Origin of the sequence: Nocardioides mangrovi (genome assembly GCF_020073815.1) — a bacterium.
GTDB classification, from domain to species: Bacteria; Actinomycetota; Actinomycetes; order Propionibacteriales; family Nocardioidaceae; genus Nocardioides; species Nocardioides mangrovi.
Genome location: NZ_JAIQZJ010000011.1, coordinates 155,106 through 175,622 on the forward strand (window position 1 = coordinate 155,106; position 20,517 = coordinate 175,622).

Annotated in this window: 18 protein-coding genes; 8 read left to right on the forward strand and 10 right to left on the reverse strand. The window is 72.4% G+C overall.

All coding sequences use genetic code 11. The features are described from left to right. Positions 1 to 66 precede the first annotated feature (66 nt). The 3 genes from K8U61_RS17630 to uvrA form a co-directional block, all read right to left on the reverse strand. Positions 67 to 555, reverse strand: a complete 489-nt coding sequence (locus K8U61_RS17630) for a Rieske (2Fe-2S) protein (RefSeq protein ID WP_224124353.1) — start codon at positions 553 to 555, stop codon at positions 67 to 69. Then, positions 555 to 968: a Rieske (2Fe-2S) protein gene (locus K8U61_RS17635; protein ID WP_224124354.1), complete on the reverse strand. Its 414-nt coding sequence runs from the start codon at positions 966 to 968 to the stop codon at positions 555 to 557. Before K8U61_RS17635 ends, K8U61_RS17630 begins: the two co-directional genes overlap by 1 nt. A 123-nt stretch (positions 969 to 1,091) precedes the next feature. Beyond that, positions 1,092 to 4,157: an excinuclease ABC subunit UvrA gene (gene uvrA / locus K8U61_RS17640; protein WP_224124355.1), complete on the reverse strand. Its 3,066-nt coding sequence runs from the start codon at positions 4,155 to 4,157 to the stop codon at positions 1,092 to 1,094. Between the two features lie 155 nt (positions 4,158 to 4,312). Between uvrA and K8U61_RS17645 the strand changes: the two genes are divergently transcribed. Together K8U61_RS17645 and K8U61_RS17650 are read left to right on the forward strand one after the other, a co-directional pair. Beyond that, positions 4,313 to 5,014 carry a maleylpyruvate isomerase family mycothiol-dependent enzyme gene (locus K8U61_RS17645; RefSeq protein WP_224124356.1) on the forward strand — a complete coding sequence of 234 codons (702 nt, stop codon included), beginning with the start codon at positions 4,313 to 4,315 and terminating at the stop codon, positions 5,012 to 5,014. A 1-nt stretch (position 5,015) separates the two neighbouring features. Then, positions 5,016 to 5,687, forward strand: coding sequence for an MBL fold metallo-hydrolase (locus K8U61_RS17650; RefSeq protein ID WP_224124357.1), 672 nt, complete (start codon positions 5,016 to 5,018; stop codon positions 5,685 to 5,687). Between the two features lie 77 nt (positions 5,688 to 5,764). On the opposite strand, the gene K8U61_RS17655 is transcribed toward K8U61_RS17650, so the two are convergent. The 4 genes from K8U61_RS17655 to K8U61_RS17670 form a co-directional block, all read right to left on the reverse strand. Next, positions 5,765 to 6,466 carry a hypothetical protein gene (locus K8U61_RS17655; protein WP_224124358.1) on the reverse strand — a complete coding sequence of 234 codons (702 nt, stop codon included), beginning with the start codon at positions 6,464 to 6,466 and terminating at the stop codon, positions 5,765 to 5,767. 212 nt (positions 6,467 to 6,678) lie between these two features. Beyond that, positions 6,679 to 7,779: a 2Fe-2S iron-sulfur cluster-binding protein gene (locus K8U61_RS17660; protein ID WP_224124359.1), complete on the reverse strand. Its 1,101-nt coding sequence runs from the start codon at positions 7,777 to 7,779 to the stop codon at positions 6,679 to 6,681. 161 nt (positions 7,780 to 7,940) lie between these two features. Continuing rightward, positions 7,941 to 8,234, reverse strand: a complete 294-nt coding sequence (locus K8U61_RS17665; RefSeq protein ID WP_224124360.1) for a hypothetical protein — start codon at positions 8,232 to 8,234, stop codon at positions 7,941 to 7,943. A 2-nt stretch (positions 8,235 to 8,236) separates the two neighbouring features. Continuing rightward, entirely contained in the window at positions 8,237 to 9,421 is a 1,185-nt protein-coding gene (locus K8U61_RS17670) for a 3-ketosteroid-9-alpha-monooxygenase, oxygenase component (protein ID WP_224124361.1), read from the reverse strand. A 113-nt stretch (positions 9,422 to 9,534) separates the two neighbouring features. Between K8U61_RS17670 and K8U61_RS17675 the strand changes: the two genes are divergently transcribed. From K8U61_RS17675 to K8U61_RS17685, 3 genes are read left to right on the forward strand one after another with little or no spacing between them, the layout of a single operon-like run. After that, on the forward strand, positions 9,535 to 10,725 hold the full coding sequence (locus K8U61_RS17675) for an acyl-CoA dehydrogenase family protein (RefSeq protein WP_224124362.1): 1,191 nt from the start codon (positions 9,535 to 9,537) through the stop codon (positions 10,723 to 10,725). Positions 10,726 to 10,730: 5 nt separating this feature from the next. Next, entirely contained in the window at positions 10,731 to 11,843 is a 1,113-nt protein-coding gene (locus K8U61_RS17680; protein ID WP_224124363.1) for an acyl-CoA dehydrogenase family protein, read from the forward strand. Further along, the gene (locus tag K8U61_RS17685; RefSeq protein WP_224124364.1) at positions 11,840 to 13,402 is read left to right on the forward strand and encodes a long-chain-fatty-acid--CoA ligase; all 1,563 of its coding nucleotides are present in this window, start codon (positions 11,840 to 11,842) and stop codon (positions 13,400 to 13,402) included. Before K8U61_RS17680 ends, K8U61_RS17685 begins: the two co-directional genes overlap by 4 nt. Here K8U61_RS17685 and K8U61_RS17690 read toward each other — a convergent pair. From K8U61_RS17690 to K8U61_RS17700, 3 genes are read right to left on the reverse strand one after another with little or no spacing between them, the layout of a single operon-like run. Next, positions 13,399 to 13,950, reverse strand: coding sequence for an LOG family protein (locus tag K8U61_RS17690; RefSeq protein WP_224124365.1), 552 nt, complete (start codon positions 13,948 to 13,950; stop codon positions 13,399 to 13,401). The genes K8U61_RS17685 and K8U61_RS17690 overlap by 4 nt on opposite strands. Then, a complete protein-coding gene (locus K8U61_RS17695) occupies positions 13,947 to 14,813 on the reverse strand; it encodes an ATP-grasp domain-containing protein (protein WP_224124366.1) in 867 nt (288 codons plus the stop codon). The genes K8U61_RS17690 and K8U61_RS17695 overlap by 4 nt, the downstream gene beginning before the upstream one ends. 28 nt (positions 14,814 to 14,841) lie before the next feature. Further along, positions 14,842 to 15,642: a spermidine synthase gene (locus tag K8U61_RS17700; RefSeq protein ID WP_224124367.1), complete on the reverse strand. Its 801-nt coding sequence runs from the start codon at positions 15,640 to 15,642 to the stop codon at positions 14,842 to 14,844. Between the two features lie 89 nt (positions 15,643 to 15,731). On the opposite strand from K8U61_RS17700, the gene K8U61_RS17705 reads away from it, so the two are divergent. From K8U61_RS17705 to K8U61_RS25555, 3 genes are read left to right on the forward strand one after another with little or no spacing between them, the layout of a single operon-like run. Next, complete coding sequence (locus K8U61_RS17705; RefSeq protein ID WP_224124368.1) at positions 15,732 to 15,953, forward strand: hypothetical protein; 222 nt, start codon at positions 15,732 to 15,734, stop codon at positions 15,951 to 15,953. A gap of 54 nt (positions 15,954 to 16,007) precedes the next feature. Then, positions 16,008 to 18,032 (forward strand): alkaline phosphatase family protein, encoded by a 2,025-nt coding sequence (locus K8U61_RS17710; RefSeq protein ID WP_224124369.1) that lies wholly within the window; start codon positions 16,008 to 16,010, stop codon positions 18,030 to 18,032. Then, positions 18,025 to 20,373 (forward strand): lysylphosphatidylglycerol synthase transmembrane domain-containing protein, encoded by a 2,349-nt coding sequence (locus tag K8U61_RS25555; RefSeq protein ID WP_224124370.1) that lies wholly within the window; start codon positions 18,025 to 18,027, stop codon positions 20,371 to 20,373. Before K8U61_RS17710 ends, K8U61_RS25555 begins: the two co-directional genes overlap by 8 nt. The last annotated feature ends 144 nt before the right edge of the window (positions 20,374 to 20,517 follow it).

The window sequence follows — 20,517 nt, forward strand, 5'->3', positions numbered from 1 at the left end:
CGACCAGCGCAGGGGTCCCCGGTCGACCGGGGATCCCTGCACGACGCCGCCGGGTCCCCGGGCCAATCAGCTCTCGACGACGGAGCCGCTGTCGACGCTGACGTCGACGGCGGAGAGGGCGGACGTCGCGGGCCCGGTCACGACCGAGCCGTCCTCGATCGAGAACTGGCTGCCGTGGCAGCCGCAGTTGATCGTGCCGTCGCTGACCGACGACACGACGCAGCCCTGGTGGGTGCAGACCGCGGTGAAGCACTTGAAGTCGCCCTTGCTGGGCTGGGTGACGACGAGTTTCTCGGCCGTCAGGATGGTGCCGCCGCCCACAGGAACGTCGGCCGTCGCGACCAGGCCGTCGGCGGCCTGGGAGGACGTCGACTCATGCGGCGTCGCCTCCTTCGTCGGACTCTCGGAGGCGCTGGCGGTGGCGGACTCGGTCGGCGACTCCGTCGCCCCGCTGGGGTCGGTCGCCTCGCCGCTCCCGTCGCTCCCGCAGGCGGCGAGCAGCGGGAGTCCGAGACCCACGGCGGCCGCGCCGCCGAGCACGCTGCGCCGGTGCATCAGCTCGTGACGACGGAGCTCCCGTCGACGCTGACGTCGACGGCCGCGAGCGCGGAGGTCGCGGGTCCGTTGACCACGGAGCCGTCGTCGATCGAGAACTTGCTGCCGTGGCAGGTGCAGTTGATGGTGCCGTCGGACACGGTGGAGACCAGGCAGCTCTGGTGGGTGCAGACGGCCGAGAACCCCTTGAAGTCGCCCTCGGTCGGCTGGGTCACCACGATCTTCTGGTCGGCGTAGATCGTGCCGCCGCCGACGGGGATGTCCGAGGACGGACCGAGCGTCTCCCCCGCGGTGGTGTCGGGCTCCGTGGCGGTCGAGCCGTCGCTGCTGCCGCACGCGGCGAGCAGGGGGACTCCGACGCCCAGGGCGGCGGCTCCGGTGAGGGTGGTGCGGCGGGTCATGCCGTCGGTCACGGTCTGGTCCTCTCGGCGGGATGGTTGAAACTTCACCCTAGACGGAGGCCCGGGCTGAAGCCTGTGCTCAGGCCATGAGAGTTCGATGAGAACTCGGTGGCCTGCCTGTCCCCGTCGACGGTGTCAGCTCGCCCGCGAGCGTACGGCGGCCTTCTTGGCGGTCGCCTTCTTCGCCACGGTCTTCTTGGCGGCGGTCTTCTTGGCGGCGGTCTTGTTGGCCCCGGCCTTCTTGGCCGCAGCCTTCTTCGCGGGCGCCTTCGTGGCGGCCTTCTTGCCCGGCACCGGGTCCGCCGGGGGACGGCGCTGGCCGGTCGGCTGCTTGGCCTCGCGCCCGTCGAGCAGCGGCGCCAGGAACTGGCCCGTGTAGCTCTCCGGGGTCGCCGCCACGAGCTCCGGGGTGCCCTCGGCGACGACGGTGCCGCCGCGCGAGCCGCCCTCGGGGCCCATGTCGATCAGCCAGTCGGCGGTCTTGATGACGTCGAGGTTGTGCTCGATCACCAGCACCGTGTTGCCCTGGTCGACCAGGCGGCCGAGCACGAGCAGCAGCTTGCGGATGTCCTCGAAGTGCAGCCCGGTGGTGGGCTCGTCGAGGACGTAGACCGTGCGGCCGGTCGAGCGCTTCTGCAGCTCGGCGGACAGCTTCACGCGCTGTGCCTCGCCGCCGGACAGGGTCGTCGCCGGCTGCCCCAGGCGCACGTAGCCGAGGCCGACCTCGACCAGGGTCTTCAGGTGTCGCGCGATCGCCGGCACCGCCGCGAAGAAGTCGACGGCCTCCTCGATCGGCATGTCGAGGACCTCGGCGATGGTCTTGCCCTTGTAGTGGACCTCGAGCGTCTCGCGGTTGTAGCGGGCGCCGTGGCAGACCTCGCACGGGACGTAGACGTCCGGGAGGAAGTTCATCTCGATCTTGATCGTGCCGTCGCCGGCGCACGCCTCGCAGCGGCCGCCCTTGACGTTGAACGAGAAGCGGCCCTGCTGGTAGCCACGCATCTTCGCCTCCGGAGTGGAGGCGAAGAGCTTGCGGACGTGGTCGAAGACCCCGGTGTACGTCGCCGGGTTGGACCGCGGGGTGCGGCCGATCGGCGACTGGTCGACGTGGATCACCTTGTCGACGTGCTCGAGGCCGGTGATCTTCTGGTGCCGGCCCGGCACCTGCCGCGCGCGGTAGATCTGCTTGGCCAGCGAGGTGTAGAGGATGTCGTTGACCAGGGTCGACTTGCCCGAGCCCGAGACGCCGGTGACGGCGACGAACAGGCCGAGCGGGAAGGCGACGTCGACGTTCTGGAGGTTGTGCTCGCGGGCGCCGTGGACCTTGAGCTCGCGGCCCTTGGTGCGCGGCCGGCGTACGGCGGGGACCGGGATCTCGCGCCGGCCGGAAAGGTACTGGCCGGTCATCGAGTCGGGGTGCGCGAGCAGGTCGGCGACGTTGCCGCTGTGGACCACCTGGCCGCCGTGCTCACCGGCGCCGGGACCGATGTCGACGACCCAGTCGGCGACCCGGATCGTGTCCTCGTCGTGCTCGACGACGATGAGGGTGTTGCCGAGGTCCTTGAGCCGGACCAGCGTCTCGATCAGCCGGTGGTTGTCGCGCTGGTGGAGGCCGATCGACGGCTCGTCGAGCACGTAGAGGACTCCGACCAGGCCGGCCCCGATCTGGGTGGCGAGCCGGATGCGCTGCGCCTCGCCGCCGGACAGCGAGCCCGAGGGCCGGTCCAGGGAGAGGTAGTCGAGGCCGACGTCGAGCAGGAACGTGAGCCGCTCCTGGATCTCCTTGAGCACCCGCTCGCCGATCTGCCGCTCGCGCGAGGTCAGCTCGAGGTTGCGCAGGTAGTCGGCGGTCTCGTTGATCGGCATCGCGCAGACCTCGGCGATGTTCTTGCCGCCGTCCTGGAGGGACGCGCCGAGCGTCACCGACATCGACACCGGCTTGAGCCGGCTGCCACGGCACGTCGGGCACGGGACCTCGCGCATGAAGCCTTCGTAGCGCTCCCGGCTGACGTCGGACTCGGCCTCGTGGTGACGGCGCGCGATGTAGGCGCCGACGCCCTCGAACTCGGCGTAGTAGGCGCGCTGCCGCCCGTAGCGGTTGCGGGTGACGACGTGCACCTTCGTCGGGTGGCCGTTCAGGATCGCCTTCTGCGCCTTGGCCGGGAGGTCCTCCCACGGCGTGTTGAGGTCGAAGCCGAGCTCGTCGCCGAGCGCACCCATCAGCCGGAGGAAGTAGTCGGCGACGTGCGCCTGGCTCCACGGCTGGATCGCACCCTCCCCGAGCGTCGCCTGCGGGTCCGGGACGACCAGCTCGGGGTCCACCTCGAGGCGGGTCCCGAGCCCGTGGCAGGCCGGGCAGGCACCGAACGGCGAGTTGAACGAGAACGACCGCGGCTCGAGCTCGTCGGTGTCGATCGGGTGCTCGTTGGGGCACGCCATCTTCTCGCTGAACCGCAGCTCACGACCGGGGTCCTTGGCGTCGAGGTCGACGAAGTCGAAGAGCACCAGTCCCCCGGCGAGCTGGAGCGCGGTCTCGACCGAGTCGGTGAGCCTGCGCTTGGAGGACTCCTTGACCGCGAGGCGGTCGACCACGACCTCGATCGTGTGCTTCTTCTGCTTGTCCAGCTTGGGCGGGTCGTCCAGCGCGTGGGTCTCGCCGTTGACCCGGGCCCGGGAGAACCCCTGGGTCTGCAGCTGCTTGAAGAGCTCGACGTACTCGCCCTTGCGACCACGGATCACCGGGGCGAGGACCTGGAAGCGTCGTCCCTCCTCGAGGCCGAGGATGCGGTCCACGATCTGCTGCGGGGTCTGGCGCTCGATCGGGGCGCCGCACGTCGGGCAGTGCGGCCGGCCCGCGCGCGCGTAGAGGAGGCGGAGGTAGTCGTAGACCTCGGTGATGGTGCCGACCGTGGAGCGGGGGTTCTTCGACGTGGACTTCTGGTCGATCGAGACGGCCGGGGACAGGCCCTCGATGAAGTCGACGTCAGGCTTGTCCATCTGGCCGAGGAACTGGCGGGCGTAGGCCGAGAGCGACTCGACGTACCGGCGCTGGCCCTCGGCGAAGATCGTGTCGAACGCCAGCGACGACTTGCCGGAGCCGGACAGGCCGGTGAAGACGATGAGCGAGTCTCGGGGCAGGTCGATCGAGACGTCCTTCAGGTTGTGCTCGCGTGCTCCTCGGATGATGAGCTGGTCCGCCACTGAATGTCCCCTCGCTTCGAACAGGTGTTCGCCATCGTAACCGGCGCAGACAACGCACAACCAGTCGGGACGCGCCGGTGTTCCCCACACTCTCACGGGCCACCGACAGTCGGGTGACGCGCGGGTTTCGGGCCGGGCTCGGGCAGGATGGCCCCATGGTCGACACCCCCCTTCCCGTGGTCGCGGCGGGGCTGCTGCCGGACGCGACCCGCCGCCTGGTCCGCACCGCCGACGGCCTGCCCGACGACGACTACGCCGCACCGAGCGTCTGCACCGGGTGGAGCCGCGCCCATGTGCTCGCCCACCTCGCGCTCAACGCCGAGGGCCTCGCCGGCGCGCTCACCGGGATCGTCGACGGCGAGCGGCGGCCGATGTACGCCTCCGAGGAGCGCCGCGACGGCGACATCGACGAGCTCGCCGCCGCGTCGCCGTCCGCGCTCCGGACCCGTCTGCTGGCCGCCTGCACGGACCTCGCGGAGGCGTGGGCCGCGCTGCCGGCCGACCAGCAGGCGACCACCATCGACCGGATCCCCGGCGGCCGGATCTTCGCCGCCGGCGCCGTCCCGCTGATGCGGGTGCGGGAGGTCGAGATCCACCACGCCGACCTCGACGCCGGCTACTCCCGGGCCGACTGGCCGGCGGACTTCGCCGCCCTGCTCCTCGACGCACTCGCCCAGCAGGACGACGGCACACCCTTCACCGCACGCGCGACCGACCTGGAGCGCTCGTGGACCTGGGGCTCGGGCGGACCCACCGTCAGCGGCACTGCCGCCGACCTCGGCTGGTGGCTCACCGGGCGCGGCGCGGGCGACGGACTGACCAGCGACAGCGGCGCCCTGCCGCGGATCGGAGACTGACGTGACCTACACCGGACAGGTGAAGCCGGGTGCCGGCCCCGACGTACGCGAGCTCACGGCGCTCACCATCACCAAGGTGGCCGTGGACCCGAAGATGTCGAACAACTGCTATCTCCTGCGCTGCCACGCGACCGGCGAGCAGCTGCTCGTCGACGCGGCCGCCGAGCCCGACACCCTGCTCCCCCTCATCGGCGACGCGGGTCTGACGTCCGTCGTGACCACCCACCAGCACTGGGACCACCACCGCGCCCTCGCCGACGTCGTCGCCGCGACCGGTGCCGAGGTGCTCGTCGGGACGCCCGACGCGGCAGCGGTCACCGAGCAGACCGGCGTCCCCGTCACCCGCTCGCTCGAGCACGGCGACACGGTCACCGTCGGCGACTGCACGCTGTCCGTCATCGCGCTCGCCGGGCACACGCCCGGATCGGTGGCGCTGGTGTACGACGACCCGTCCGGCCACCCGCACCTCTTCACCGGCGACTCGCTCTTCCCCGGGGGCGTGGGCAACACCTTCGGCGACGCCGACGCCTTCGCCCAGCTCCTCGACGAGGTCTCGACCAAGATCTTCGGCACGCTCCCCGACGACACCTGGTTCTACCCCGGCCACGGCGACGACTCGACGCTCGGAGCCGAGCGGGCGTCGCTGCCGGAGTGGCGCGAGCGGGGCTGGTGAGGATTGGTCACCAACCTGCCGCCGGGATCGCTCCCAGGGCAGGTTGGTGACCAAACGTCATGGTCAGCAGGCGCCGCTCAGGACGCCATCGGCCAGGGGCCGCGGTCGCCCGGCCGCGGCCGGGGCGGGTCCTCGCGGGGCGGCAGCGGCGGGTGGCCGGAGGAGCTGACCTCCTCCGGGTCCCACTCGCGGGACGGGGCGCTCAGGTGCGCCGGGCCGGCGATCGGGGGCAGCTTCCCGAAGCCGCTGAGGTCGAGCTGCGGCGTCCCGTCCTCGAGGCCGACCGACCAGTCGGTCAGGTCGTGGATCGAGAGGTCGACCGACGGCGCGGCGTCCGGGTCGAGCAGCTCGTCGACCGGCATCCCGGCCGTGGTGTCCTGCGCCAGGGCGGCGAGGATCCCCATCGCCGTCCAGTCCGGGACCGTCCCGTTCTGCAGGTGGCGCTGCATCGAGCGCTCCGCGACCTCGGCGTCGATCGCCAGGACGAGGCGCTCGGCGCCGTAGCGCTCGGACCAGGTCCACAGCATCGGCATCGGCAGGCCGCGCTCGGCGGCCCGCGAGAGGGTGCGCTCCGCGTCGGCGGCCGAGACCGTCTCACGCAGCACGCGGGCGAGGTCCGGGCGCGTGGCGCGCTCCGGGTGGGCGTTGACCCGCTCGCGCGTCGCCTGGGCGGCACGCGGCGAGGGGACGTCAGGGGTCCGTCGGACCGGCTTCGCCGGCATCGCGGTGATCAACCACACCAGGGCGGCGACGGAGACCAAGCACAGGCCGAGAATCATGGCTCTCTCCACTCTGCGCCCGGGACCTGTCCGCGCCCGGCCCCACCCCGACCTCGCGCGTCCGGAGGGGTAGACCGTCGTCCCGAGCGCGGTTTCTTCCCCACAGGTTGAGCAACAAGGTTCCCCGGTGACAAGCGCTCACACCAATCGCTCGTTCGTGGTCTGGACCACGGTCTCGACGGCACTCAGGTCCGCACCCGGACGGCCGACCCTCAGTGGTAGGTGACCCTCACCTTGTCGGTCACCGCCACCGACTGGCAGCCGAGCCGGATGCCGTCGGCGAGGTCGTCGTCGTCGAGCACGTCGTTGTGGAGCATCTTCACGTCGCCCTCGAGCAGGCGTACGGCGCACGCGGAGCACTCCCCCTCGCGGCAGGAGTACGGCGCCTTCACGCCCTTCGACTCGAGGTGGTCGAGCATCTTCGTGCCGGGCGCCCAGTCGTCGAAGGTGTACTCCTCGCCGTCCAGCTCCACCTCGAGCCGCACCGGGCCCTGCGGCCCGCCCTCGGCCGCGGGGGCCTCGGTCACGTCGTCGGCGTCGCGCTCGGCGTCCTCGATCTCGTGCTCGGCGACCTCGCGGTCGTGGAGGTCGCCGAAGGGGTTGCCGCCGAGGGAGACGAACTTCTCCTGGTGCCGGCGCTCGCGGGGGAACTCGAGGTCCTTGAGCGCGGCGATCGTCATCTTCATGAATGGCGCCGGGCCGCAGACGAACGCGTCGTACGACGTGAACGACGCCGCGAACGCGCGCATCTGCTCCTGGCTGGGCAGGCCCTGCACGGACTCGAGCCAGTGCACGACCTGGAGCCGGTCGGGGTTGGCCGCGGCGAGCTCGGTGAGCTCCTTCGCGAAGATCACCGACCGCTCGTCGCGGTTGGCGTAGAAGAGCACGATCCGGCCGGTGCCCTGCTGCAGCGCCGTGCGGGTGATCGAGATGACCGGCGTGATGCCGCTGCCGCCGGCGAAGAGCAGCAGGTCGGCGCTCAGCGAGGCGGGCGTGAAGATCCCGCTCGGCGGCAGCACCCGGATGCTGTCGCCCTCGCGGAGGTGGTCGCAGACCCAGTTGGACGCGTAGCCCTCGGCGGTCCGCTTGACGGTGACCGTCAGCGGCCCGCCGCCGATCGGGCTGCTGGACAGCGAGTAGCAGCGCGCCGCGACGCCGGTCTGGTCGGACGGCACCGCCAGGGTCAGGAACTGTCCCGGCTTGTAGGCGAACTGCTCCTCGGCACCGGCGGGGACCTCGAAGGAGATGGAGTGGGCGTCCGCGGTCTCCTCGACCACGTCCACGACCTTCAGCTCGAAGGACTCATCCGTCATGTAGTGCCCAGCTCCTTACGCTCGTCGGACAGGCGCGGCCCAGGCACGCACATCGCTTCCTCGGCATCGCTCGAAAGACGCCCGGTATGCCATCGCGACGCCGCGTTGCGCTGCACGCACCTGAACCACGCCTGCCTCGACGATCGCGCGTCGCTGGTCACTCAGTAACCGTCCTCGGCTCCGATGGGGATCTGGCCGTCGCGCACCGCGGCCTCGATGCTGGCGATCATCCTGGGGCAGGCGGGGAACGTGTCGCGCGCGCCCGTACGCCGAGACAGCTCCGGGCAGTGCCGGCGCGCCTCCGCGGTCCACTGGATCGAGGTGTGGTGCTCGCTGTTCTTCTTGACGCCGACCTTCGCCAGGCAGTCGAGGCAGGCGACCTCGACCAGCCGGGCCGAGGTGTAGAGGCGCTGGTCCTCGAGCGTGTCGGCGCTGGTGGGGACGAACGACGCCATGCTCAGGTGCCCGACATCATCTGCGGCTTCTCCGCCGGCTCGTCGGCGGAGGACTCGCCGGCGGCGTCCTCCTCCGCCTTCTTGCGGAGGTTCTCGGCGACCTCGTCCTGCCAGAACTCGTTGGCCTTCGTGGTGTCCACCTCGAACTCGAAGCGGTCCACCATCTCCGGGACGATGTCGGCCCGGTCGACGTAGTACTGCTCGTACCACCGGCGCAGCTGGTAGACGGGACCGTCCTCCTCGCAGAGCAGCGGGTTCTGCACCGGCACCTTGTTCTTCCAGATGTGCACGTCCTGGAGGAAGCCCTCGCCGAACATCTGGGCGTACTTCTTCGCGATGAAGTTGGCCGTCTTGTCGTCGAGGCCCTCGGGCTTCTTCACGATGATGCCGTACTGCAGCAGGAAGGAGTCCTGCCCCGTCGGGATGTGGTTGTTGAAGAGGATGACCTCGGTGTTGAAGCCCTTGTAGTCGGTGTCGAGCCAGTTGATCATGTACGACGGTCCGTAGTAGGTCGCCTCGGACTTGAGGAAGAGCTCGGCGTCGCCGTACCCGCCGGTCTTGTCGGGACGGCCCTTCGACTCCATGAACTGGGTCGCCTGGGTGCCCTCGAAGACGTTGCGGAAGCTGGTCGGGAAGGCGAAGTGCACGTAGTAGAAGTGCGCCATGTCCACGACGTTGTCGATGAGCTCGCGACAGTTGGAGCCGATGATGTGCTCCGACTCCCACACCCAGTCGGTGTAGAGGCCCTCCTCGATGCCGGGCAGCTCCGGCGGGAGGATGTCCATGTCCGGCTCGGAGCCCTCGACGTCGTGCCAGACCAGCACCTGCTGGTTGCGGATCGCCACGGGGTAGCGCTGGGTGCGCGCCCGCAGGGGCACGCGCCGCGCGTAGGGGATCTGCTTGCACTTGCCGTCGCCGCCCCAGCGCCAGTCGTGGAAGGGGCACGCCACCTCGTCCCCCTTGACCTCGCCCTGGGTGAGGTCGCCGCCCATGTGCCGGCAGTAGCCGTCGAGCACGTGGATCTCGCCCTGGGTGTCGGCCCAGACCACGAGCTTGGTGCCGAACGCCTCGATGCCGTGCGGCTTGCCGTCGCGGAAGCGCTCGGCGAGACCCAGGCAGTGCCAGCCCCGCGCGAACCGCTCCGGGGCCGTGCCCTGGTCGAGGGCGCGGACCTTGGTGTCGCTCATGCCTGCCTCCAAGCGTCGATCGAGCATCGTGTGGACCAAAACGAGAACAGGTTATAGTTTTCGAGGCCGGGATTCCAGCACACGAGAGCAAGCCAACGAAAGCAGCGTGCCCCATGCACATCGCCCTGACACCGGACCAGCAAGCGCTTCGTGAAGAGCTGCGCGAGTACTTCGCCGGCCTGGTCACGCCGGAGGTCAAGGCCGGCCTCGCGTCCGCGACCGGCGAGTTCGGCGACGACGTCGTCTACAAGAAGGTGATCCGCCAGCTCGGCACCGACGGCTGGCTCGGCATCGGCTGGCCGACGGAGTACGGCGGGCAGAACCGCTCGATGATCGAGCAGCTGATCTTCACCGACGCGGCCGCCGTGGCGGGCGTCCCGATCCCCTACCTGACGCTCAACACGGTCGGGCCGACGATCATGCGCTACGGCACCGACGAGCAGAAGGCCTCCTTCCTCCCCAAGATCCTGGCCGGCGACCTCCACTTCTCCATCGGCTACTCCGAGCCCGGCTCCGGCACCGACCTCGCCTCGCTCAAGACCCGCGCGGTCCGCGAGGGCGACGAGTGGGTGATCAACGGTCAGAAGATGTGGACCTCGCTGATCCAGTACGCCGACTGGATCTGGCTGGCCTGCCGCACCGATCCCGACCTGCCGCGCCACAAGGGCCTGTCGATGATCCTGGTCCCGGCCGGCGCCGAGGGCTTCTCCTACACCCCCGTGCACACGGTCGCGGGCGTCAGCACGAGCGCGACGTACTACGAGGACGTGCGCGTGCCGGCGTCCAACCTGGTCGGCGAGCTCAACGGCGGCTGGTCGCTGATGACCAACCAGCTCAACCACGAGCGGGTCGCGCTCACCTCGGCCGCTCCCCTGACGCACTCGATCGAGATGGTGCGCACCTGGGCGCAGGCGACGAAGGCGCCCAACGGCGAGCGGGTGATCGACAGCGAGTGGGTGCAGATCGCGCTGGGCCGGGCGCACGCCCGCGCGGAGGCGTTGCGGCTCATCAACTGGAAGCTCGCGGCCGACGCGGACGCCGGCGTCGACCTGTCCCCCGCCGAGGCGTCGGCCACCAAGATCTACGGCTCGGAGCTCGCGACCGAGGTCTACCGCACGCTGATGGAGATCGTCGGTCCCGAGGCCGGCATCACCGGTGCCTCCGAGGGTGCCGTGCTCCAGGGCCGCCTCGAGCGCTTCTACCGCTCCGCGCTGGTGATGACCTTCGGCGGCGGCACCAACGAGATCCAGCGCGACATCATCGGGTACGTCGGCCTCGGCCTCCCCGCAGCCAAGAGGAGCTGAACGAGATGGACTTCCGGTTCACCCAGGAGCAGGACGACGCCGCCGAGCTGGCGGCGAGCATCCTCGCGGACCGCGCCACCAACGAGCGCATGAAGGCCGTCGAGGCCGACGGGGACCGCTTCGACCGCGATCTGTGGAAGGCACTCGGCGACGCCGGCCTGCTCGGGCTCGCGCTGCCGGAGGAGTACGACGGCGCCGGGCTCGGCCTGGTCGAGCTCGCCCGCGTCCTCGTCGAGGTCGGCCGGGTCGTGGCGCCCGTCCCGCTGGCCGCCCACGGCCCCGCGTCCCGGCTGATCGCCGAGCACGGCACCGACGAGCAGCGGGCTGCCTGGCTGCCCCGCGCCGCGACGGGCGGCGTCGTGGTGACCGCCGCGATCGCCGAGGAGCGCGCGTGGGCGCCGGAGCGCCCGACCACGGTCGCCTCCCCCGACGGCGACGGCTACGTGCTCACCGGCAGCAAGGCCGTCGTCCCCGCCGGTCCCTACGCCGACCTCTTCCTGGTGCCCGCCGAGACGCCGTCCGGCGTCGGCGTCTTCCTGGTCGAGCCCGGCGACGCCGGCGTCACGGTGGTGGCCCAGCACTTCTCCGACCGTGATGCCGTGGCCCGGCTCGACCTCGACGGCGCGGTGCTCGGCGGCGACCGCCTGCTGGGCGGGGCCGACGGCACCGCCGATCGGCGGCTGCGCCAGCTGATGGTGCTCGGCGGTGCCGCGGAGCAGCTCGGGATCACCGAGGGTGCGCTGCGGCTGACCTCGTCGTACGCCACGTCGCGCGAGCAGTTCGGCCGCCCGATCGGGACCTTCCAGGCCGTGTCGCAGCGGCTCGCGGACGGCTACATCGACGTGCTCGGCCAGCGGCTCACGCTGTGGTCGGCCGCGTGGCGTCTCGACGAGGGTCTGCCGGCCGACACCGAGGTCGCGATCGCGAAGCTGTGGGCGGCCGACGCCGGTCACCGGATCGCGCACACGGCGGTGCACGTGCACGGCGGCGTCGGCATCGACCTCGACGGCGAGACGCACCGCTTCTTCACCTCGGCCAAGCGCTTCGAGTTCCTGCACGGCGGCGCCACCGAGCAGGCGCTGACCATCGGACGAGCGCTGGCCGCCGAGCCCGCATGACCATGCCCACCGTGCGCGGGCAGCTGCTCGCGCGGGTTGGTGACCAATCCCCCGGGCTCCTCTTCGAGGACTCCGCGTGGACCTGGGCGGAGGTCGTGCAGGAGTCCTGCGTGCGCGCGGCGGTGCTCGACGCGCTGCTGCCGTCGGGAGAGCCGCCGCACGTCGGGGTGCTGCTGGAGAACGTGCCCGAGTTCGCGTTCCTGCTGGGTGGCGCCGCGCTGGGTGGTGCGGTCGTGGTCGGGCTCAACCCGACCCGGCGCGGGGAGGCGCTCGCGGCCGACGTACGCCGCGCCGACGTGCAGCTCGTCGTGACGGACGCGGCGCACGCCGACCTGCTGGCCGAGGTCGACGTACCGGTGCTGCCGCTGGAGTCACCGGACTGGGACGGCCTGCTCGACCTGCACGCGGCCGCGGCCGTGCCGGACGTCGAGGTCGGGCCGGACGACCTGATGATGCTGATCTTCACCTCGGGCACGTCGGGCGACCCGAAGGCCGTCAACGTGACCCAGGCGAAGGTGGCCTACCCGGGGCAGTTCCTGTCCGAGCGGTTCGGGCTGTCGCCGGCGGACACGGCGTACCTCTCCATGCCGATGTTCCACTCCAACGCGATCATGGCCGGCTGGGGTCCGGCCCTGGCCGGCGGCGCGACCATCGCGCTGGCGCGGCGGTTCTCGGCGTCCGGCTTCCTGCCCGACGTCCGGCGCCACGGCGCGACGTACGCCAACTACGTCGGCAAGCCGCTCACCTACATCATGGCGACGCCCGAGGCGCCGGACGACGCGGACAACCCGCTGCGGCTGGTCTTCGGCAACGAGGCCAACGAGCGCGACATCGAGGCGTTCGGGAGGCGCTTCGGCTGCGTGGTCGTCGACTCCTACTCCTCGACGGAGAACGCCGTCGTCGTGCAGCGCGTCCCCGAGATGCCGGCGGGATCCCTCGGCCGTCCGGTCGACGGCGTGAAGGTGCTCGACCGCGAGACGATGGCGGAGGTCCCGGACGCGGTCTTCGGCCCCTCGGGCGAGCTGCTCAACGCCGAGGAGGCGACCGGCGAGCTGGTCAACACCGCCGGCGCGGGCGCGTTCGCGGGCTACTACAAGGATCCCGGAGCCGAGGCCGACCGGATGCGCGGCGGGATGTACTGGTCGGGCGACCTCGCCTATCGCGACGCCGACGGGTTCGTCTACTTCGCCGGCCGCACGGCCGACTGGCTGCGCGTGGACGGCGAGAACCTCGCCGCCGCGCCGATCGAGCGGATCCTGCTCCGTCACGCGGCGGTCTCCGAGGCCGCCGTCTACGCGGTGCCGGACGAGTCGGTCGGCGACCAGGTGATGGCTGCGCTCGTGCTCACCGGACCGCTCACTCCGGCTGAGCTGGAGGTCTTCCTCGCCGAGCAGGCCGACCTGCCCACCAAGGGCTGGCCGCGCTACGTCCGCGTCGTCGACACACTTCCCCGCACGGCCACGAACAAGGTGCTCAAGAGGACGCTGTCGGCCGAGGGCCCCACCGCCGGCGCAGGTGTGCTGTGGACCCGGGAGGCGCGGGGTCGGGCCTACCGCTAGCGGGCAGCGAGCCCGGCGAGCGCCGCGGCGAGGTCGGCGGCGACGACCACGTCGTCGAGCACCTCGCGACGGACGAAACCGGCACCGACCAGACCGTCGAGCGCCTCGAGCAGCGGCGTCCAGAAGCCACCGGGGTTGAGGAAGCCGACCGGGTCGTCGTTGAAGCCGATGTGTCGCCAGCTCCAGACCTCGACGATCTCCTCGAGCGTCCCGAGGCCGCCGGGCAGGCAGAGGAAGGCGTCGGCGAGGTCGGCCATCATCGCCTTGCGCTCGTGCATCGTCTCGACGACGTGCAGCTCGGTGAGGTCGTGGCGCCCCCACTCGCGCTCCACCATCGACCGCGGGATCACGCCGATCACCTCGCCACCTGCGTCCAGCGCACCCTGCGACACCTCCCCCATCAGGCCGCTGCCACCACCGCCGTAGACGAGGCCGAGGCCGCGCTCCGCGAGACCGCGGCCGACGTCGTACGCGACCGCGGACAGACTCGGGTCGGTGCCGGGGCCGGACCCGCAGAAGACGGCGATGCGGCGGAGGTCACGGCTCACGACGGGGAGCCTACGAGCACAGCCGCCAGTCGGTCGGCCGCCACGGCGTCGGCGTAGGGCAGGAAGAGCGAGGGTTCGACCAGCTCGACCTCGAGGACGACGAAGTGGCCGTCGTCGGCGCGGACCAGGTCGACCCGCGCGTACGCCGGGGTGCCGAAGCGCGCCGTGACCACGTCGACGGCGGCCCGGGCCACCGCGACCTGCTCGACGCTCGCCTCGTGCGGCGCGTTGGTCTCCTCCGCGAAGAGGTCGTCGACGGACCCGGCCCGGGGCAGCGCGACGCGCTTGCTCGCGGCGTGGCTGTAGCTGCCGCCCAGGAAGACCAGCGGCCACTCGCCGTCGGTGGCGACCGACGCGAGGTAGGGCTGCACGAGCGCGACCTGCCCGGCGGCGTGGAGCCGCTCGACGTGCGCGGTCGCGACGTCACGCTGGTCGGCGTCGTACGACGCGGCGTCGACGCTGCCCGCGCCGACGGCGGGCTTCACCACGAAGCCGCCGTCCGGGAAGCGCGGCTCCGACCCGGGTGGGACGAAGACGGTCGGCGTGATCGGGACACCGGCCTCCTCGAGCTCGGCCAGGTAGGCCTTGTCCAGGCTCCACCGGACCATCGCCGCCGGGTTGACCAGCTCGCTGGCCGCGTCGACGGCCTCCAGCCAGTCGAGGAAGGCCGGCAGGTGCTGGGGGTAGTCCCAGGCCGACCGCAGCACGACCCGGTCGAAGCCCGCCCAGTCGACGTCGGCGTCGTCCCAGTCGACGACCTCGACGGACACGCCGGTGCGCTCGAGCGCCGCCAGCGCGAGCGGCTCGTCCTCGTCGCGGCCGCGCGCCTCCGCCGTCGTCACCCATGCCAGTCGCCCGATCACGGCACGACCCTAGGAGGCGGCGCCGACGTCACGGCGCCGGGGACGGCTCCGCGTCGGCGTCGCTGAAGGGCGTGCCGCCACCGAAGGAGTCGGAGACCGCGGCGGCGTCGAGGACCCGGTACGGCGATCCGGCGGTCGTCGCCCGGCGGCGCAGCGTCTCGAGCGGGACCGCGCCGCGGGAGGCGACCACCACCAGGTTGCCGAGCCGCTTGGCGCGCAGGGTCGCCGGCTCGGCGGTGAGCAGCAGGTGCGGGAAGGCGGTGCGCAGCGAGGCCACGGCCCGCCGGGTCCAGCCGAAGGGCGCCCGGTCGGTGAGGTTGAGGGCGACCACGCCGTCCCCCAGCACACGGGCGGCGTCGGCGAAGAAGGCCGGCGTCACCAGGGATGCCGGCACCCGCGCGTCCGCGAACGCGTCGACGACCAGCAGGTCGACCGAGGAGTCGCGCAGGGCCGCGACCCCGGCCCGTCCGTCGACCGGGCGGACCTTGATCCCGCTGCCCCGCGACAGCGGGAGCTCGCGGCGCACCAGCTCGGTCACCCCGGCCGCCGGCTCGAGGACCACCTGCGCCGAGCGGGGGCGCGTGGCGGCGACGTACCGCGGCAGCGTCATCGCGGCCCCGCCGACGTGCACGACCCGCACCGCGGCGCCGGCGGGCGCGCAGGCGTCGACGACGTCGCCGAGTCGGCGTACGTACTCGAAGACCAGCCGGGTCGGGTCCGCGAGGTCGACGTACGACTGGTCCATCCCGGACATCCGCAGCACGAAGGAGCCGGCGCGGTCGGCCGGCAGGATCTCCACGCCCTCGGTGCCGTCGCTGCCCTCGGTCACGGGACGCAGCCTGCCACGGGACCTTGGTCCCCCCGGCTGGTGGCGGCCGTCCCTGCCGCCCCCTGCCCAGGAGAGCCGAGCGTGGACCCATGACTCCCGCCGGACAGAACTACCCGATCCACGAGCACACGTTCCTCTTCTGGGGCGTCTACCTCGGGATCGTCATCACGGTGACCTTCCTGGCCCTCGGGCTCTTCGTGTGGATGGTCCACCGCACCAGCCAGGCGACGCGGCCCGTGGACGCGACGCCGGAGCGCGACGCCCTTCCGGCCGCCGCTCCGGACCACCCGGCCGGCCTGCACGCCGCCTGACACCACACGATTCGGGGGAGCCCCGTCCGCGAGCGCCGCGGCTAGGTTCCCGGCATGAGCGTCCTGCGCTGGGGCGATGTCGGCCGCGCCCTCCTTGCGCTGCTCGGCGCCGCGCTCGGCATCGCGCTCTGCACCTGGCTGGTGCCGAGCTTCGAGACCGGAGGCTGGCGCGGCGTCCTCGTCACCGCCGTCCTGATCTCGGTCTGCGGCGCGCTGCTGCGGATCCTCCTCGTCCGGACAGCGGTGCTGCTCGGCTGGGTGGGCGCGATCCTCTCGGGCCTCCTCGGCCAGGCGCTCGCGGTCTGGGTCGTGGTCTACCTGCCGCAGGGCGGCGCCGCGAGCGACCTCGGCTGGGCGCTGCTCGCCGCGTGGATCATCGCCGCCGTCTCGACCCTCTTCGTCTGGGTCGCGACCGCCGGCACCGACGACGCCGTCACCGCCTCGCTGCTCCGTCGGGCGCGACGGCGGCGTACGACGGTGCCCGACCCCGAGGTCGACGGCGTGGTCTTCGTGCAGGCCGACGGGGTGCCGTGGCCGGTGCTCGACTGGTGCATCCACGCCGGCACCCTGCCGACGCTCTCCCGCTGGGTCCGCGGCGGCACGCACCGCGCCGTCGAGTGGCGGCCCAAGCTGCCCGCCACCACGCCGGCCAGCCAGATGGGCATCCTGCACGGCACCATCGAGGGCATCCCGGCCTTCCGCTGGGTCGACCGCCCGTCCGGCAAGGTCTACGTCGCCAACCGGCCCGCCGACGCCGCGGCCATCGAGGCGATGCACTCGGACGGCCGGGGCCTGCTGGTCGACGACGGCGTCTCGGTCAGCAACCTCTTCACCGGCGACGCGCCGACGGCGTACGCCACGATGAGCGCGATCGGCCGCGGCCAGCAGACGCGTGAGTCCCGGCAGACGATCTCGGAGTACCTCAGCCGGCCGGCGGGCTTCGCGCGCAGCATGTCGCGGGCGATCAGCGAGATCGGGCGCGAGCGCTTCCAGGCGGCGCGCGCCGTACGCCGCGACATCCGCCCGCGCGTGCACCGCGGCTGGGGCTTCGCCATGGAGCGCGCCGCGCTCACCGGGGTGATCCGCGACCTCAACACCACCCTGGTCGCGGACGCGATGCTGCGAGGGCGCCGCAGCATCTACGTGGACTACGTCGACTACGACGCGGTCGCCCACCACGCCGGCATCGTGCGGCCGGAGGCGCTCGACGCGCTGGCCGGCATCGACGCCGTCCTCGCCCAGCTCGAGGCGGTCGCCGCGGTCGCGCCGCGCACCTACCACCTGGTCGTGCTCTCCGACCACGGGCAGTCGCAGGGCGCCGTCTTCGCCGACCGGTACGGCGAGGACCTCGCCGCGCTCGTGTCGCGGCTGACCGACACCGCGACCGTGGCGTCGGTCGAGAACGCCGAGAGCAGTGGCTCGGTCACCTCCATGCTGGCCGGCGGCGGCGACACCGAGACGGTGCTCGGGCGCGCGCTGCAGCGGGCGTCGGAGCGGGCCACCGAGCGCGTCGAGGCGACCACCTTCGAGACCCGCCGGCCCGAGAAGGAGCAGGAGTTCCTGGTGTTCGGGTCCGGCAACCTCGGTCTCGTCTACGTCGCGGGCGAGGACCACCGGCTGACCCTCGACGAGCTGGCCGCTCGCTACCCCGCGCTCGTGCCGGGCCTCGTGGAGCACCCCGGCGTCGGGTTCGTCGTCGTGGACACCGCCGAGCACGGCCCCGTCGCGATCGGCGCCGGTGGCGAGCACCGCGTGCGCGACGGGGTGATCTCGGGCGAGGACCCGCTGGCGGCGTACGGCCCGCACGCGCCGGAGTTCGTGCTCCGGGCTGCGACGATGGCCGAGGCCCCGGACATCTACGTCAACAGCCTGATCGACGAGATCGGCGAGGTCGCGGCGTTCGAGGGGCTGGTGGCGTGCCACGGTGGTCTCGGCGGCTGGCAGGACCGGGGCATGGTGGTGCACCCGGTGGACTTCGAGATGCCCGAGGAGATGGTGGTGGGAGCGGACGCGCTGCACCGGGTGCTGGTCGGCTGGCTCGAGGGCCTGGGCCACCGGGCGGAGGTGCCGCGTGGCTGAGCCCGTCGTCCCCGCCCGCTTCTTCGTCCGCGGCGCCAACCTCAGCCGGCGCCCGGTCGACCTCACCCTGCTCGTCGTCGGCGTGCTGGTCGCCCTCTCCTGCGTGCGCGCCGCCGTCGACCGCGGCTCCCTCGACAGCGCCGTGCGCCACGTCGCCGACGACCTGCCCCGGTGGGTGACGACGCTCTTCGACATCTCCTACGCGCTCGGCACCGTCTACGTCGGCCTCGTGGCCGTCGCGGTGGTGCTGACGCTCCCGCGGCGTGGTCGGCTCCCGATCACCCTCGTGGTCGCCGTGGGGATCGCGATCGGGGCCACGCTGGTCGCCTCCCTCCTCGCTGGGGCCGGGCTCCCGGAGCTGGACCCGGGACCGGTGCGCGCCGGGTCACCGCACGGGTTCCCGACGCTGCGGGTGGCGATGGTGACGGCAGCGCTCCTCGCCCTGCGGCCGTGGGTGGTGCTGAGCTACCGACGGCTCCACGTCCTGGTCGTGTCGGTGCAGTGCGTGGCGGCCTGGGCGATCGGCATCGCCGGCCCGACCGACGTGCTCGGCGCGCTCGCGATCGGTGTCGCCGGGGCCAGCGCCGCCCTGATCCTCTTCGGCTCACCCGCCGGCCACCCCGAGCTCGGACAGGTGACCGGCAGCCTCCGGGGCCTCGGCCTCGAGCTCACCGACCTGCGCTTCGCGGAGGAGCAGCCGTGGGGCGCACGCCTGCTCCTCGCCACGGCCCCGGACGGCGCACCGGTCCTGGTCAAGGTCTACGGCCGCGACGCCACCGACGCCCACCGGGCCGCGCGGTGGTGGCGGATGCTGCTCTACCGCGACCAGACCGCACCCCAGGCCACCCGGCTCCAGCTGGTCGAGCACGAGGCGCTGGTGACGATCCTGGCCGACCGCGCGCTCGTCGGCGTCGACGACGTGCTCGCCGCGGCCGAGAGCGACGGGGACGCGATCATCGTGCTGGGGGCTCCGGCGGAGCCGCTCTCCGGCGTACCCGAGGTCGACGACGCCACCCTGCGCTCGGTCTGGGAGACCGTCGGCCGGCTGCACGGCGCCGGTCTCACCCACGGAGGCCTCACCCTCGACCGCGTCGCCGCGACCGAGCGCGGCGTCGTCCTCTCCGGCTTCGCCGACGGCACCGTCGCCGCCGGCGACGCCGAGCGCGCTCAGGAGCTCGCGACGCTGCTGACCGCCGTCGCCCACCAGGTCGGCCCCGACCGCGCGGTCGACGGGGCGGTCGAGGTCCTCGGCGCCGCACCGGTGGCGGCCGCCGTGCCCTACCTCCAGCGGGCCGCCCTCCCCCGGCCGCTGCGCTCCGCCGACGGGATGAAGCAGCTGCTGGGCGACCTGCAGACGACGGTCGTGGACCGCACCGGCACCGAGCCACCGCCGCCGGCCGAGATCACCCGGGTGAGCTGGGGCGGGCTGCTGCAGACGGCGCTGATCCTCGTCGCGGCGTACGCCCTGCTCAGCACGCTGGTGGGCCTCGACTGGGCGACCGTGTGGGACACCTGGCGCAACGCGACGTGGGCGTGGGTGGTGATCGGCCTGGTGATCGCGCAGGTCACCTCGGTCGCGGACTCCGTGACCACGATGTCGGCCGTGACCACCCGGCTGCCGCTGCTGCCCCTGGTGCAGCTGCAGTACGCCATCAAGACCGTCGGGCTGGCCATCTCCGCGACGGTCGGACGGGTCGCGCTCAACACCTCGCTCTTCCGTCGGTACGGCGAGGGACCGGCCGCTGCCGTCACCGCCAGCGCCCTCGACTCCTTCGCCGGCGCGCTCTGCAACGTCCTCGTGGTCGCGGTCGGGCTGCTCTTCGCACAGTCGCTGCCCGACTTCGCGCTGTCGAGCCCGACGGACCTCGGCAAGATCGTCCTCGCCCTCGCCGTCGCGGTGGGGATCTCGGTCGTGGTGGTCGCGGCGGTCCCGAAGCTGCGCGCGCGGGTGGTCCTGGTCGTCCGCAGCGGCTGGGAGGCGCTGAGCGTCGTCACCCAGAGCCCGACCCGCGCTCTCGTGCTCGTCGGCAGCAACCTCGCGTCGCTGCTGATCACCGCGGTCGCCATGGCCTGCATGGTCGAGGGCCTGCAGCCGTCACTGCCCTACACCCAGGTCCTCTTCGTGACCGCCGCTGCCGCCCTCTTCGCCAGCATCATCCCGGTGCCCGGCAACGTCGGCGTCGGCGAGGCCGCCATCGCCGCCGGCCTGGTCGCGATGGGCATGGACAGCGGTCCCGCCTTCGCGATCGCGGTCACCCAGCGGATCGCGACGTCGTACCTGCCGCCCGTCTACGGCGCCTGGGCGCTGCGCTGGCTGCGCCGCGAGGACTACGTCGACTGACGCGCCCCCGTGGCCCGGCCTCGCGGGGAGGGGATTGGTCACCAACCTGCGGTTTCCGGACCGATCTCCCGGGGTTGGTGACCAATCCCCATGGCCTGGGACCGCGATCCGAGCCGCGGGGTTTGGTCACCAACCCCATGTCAC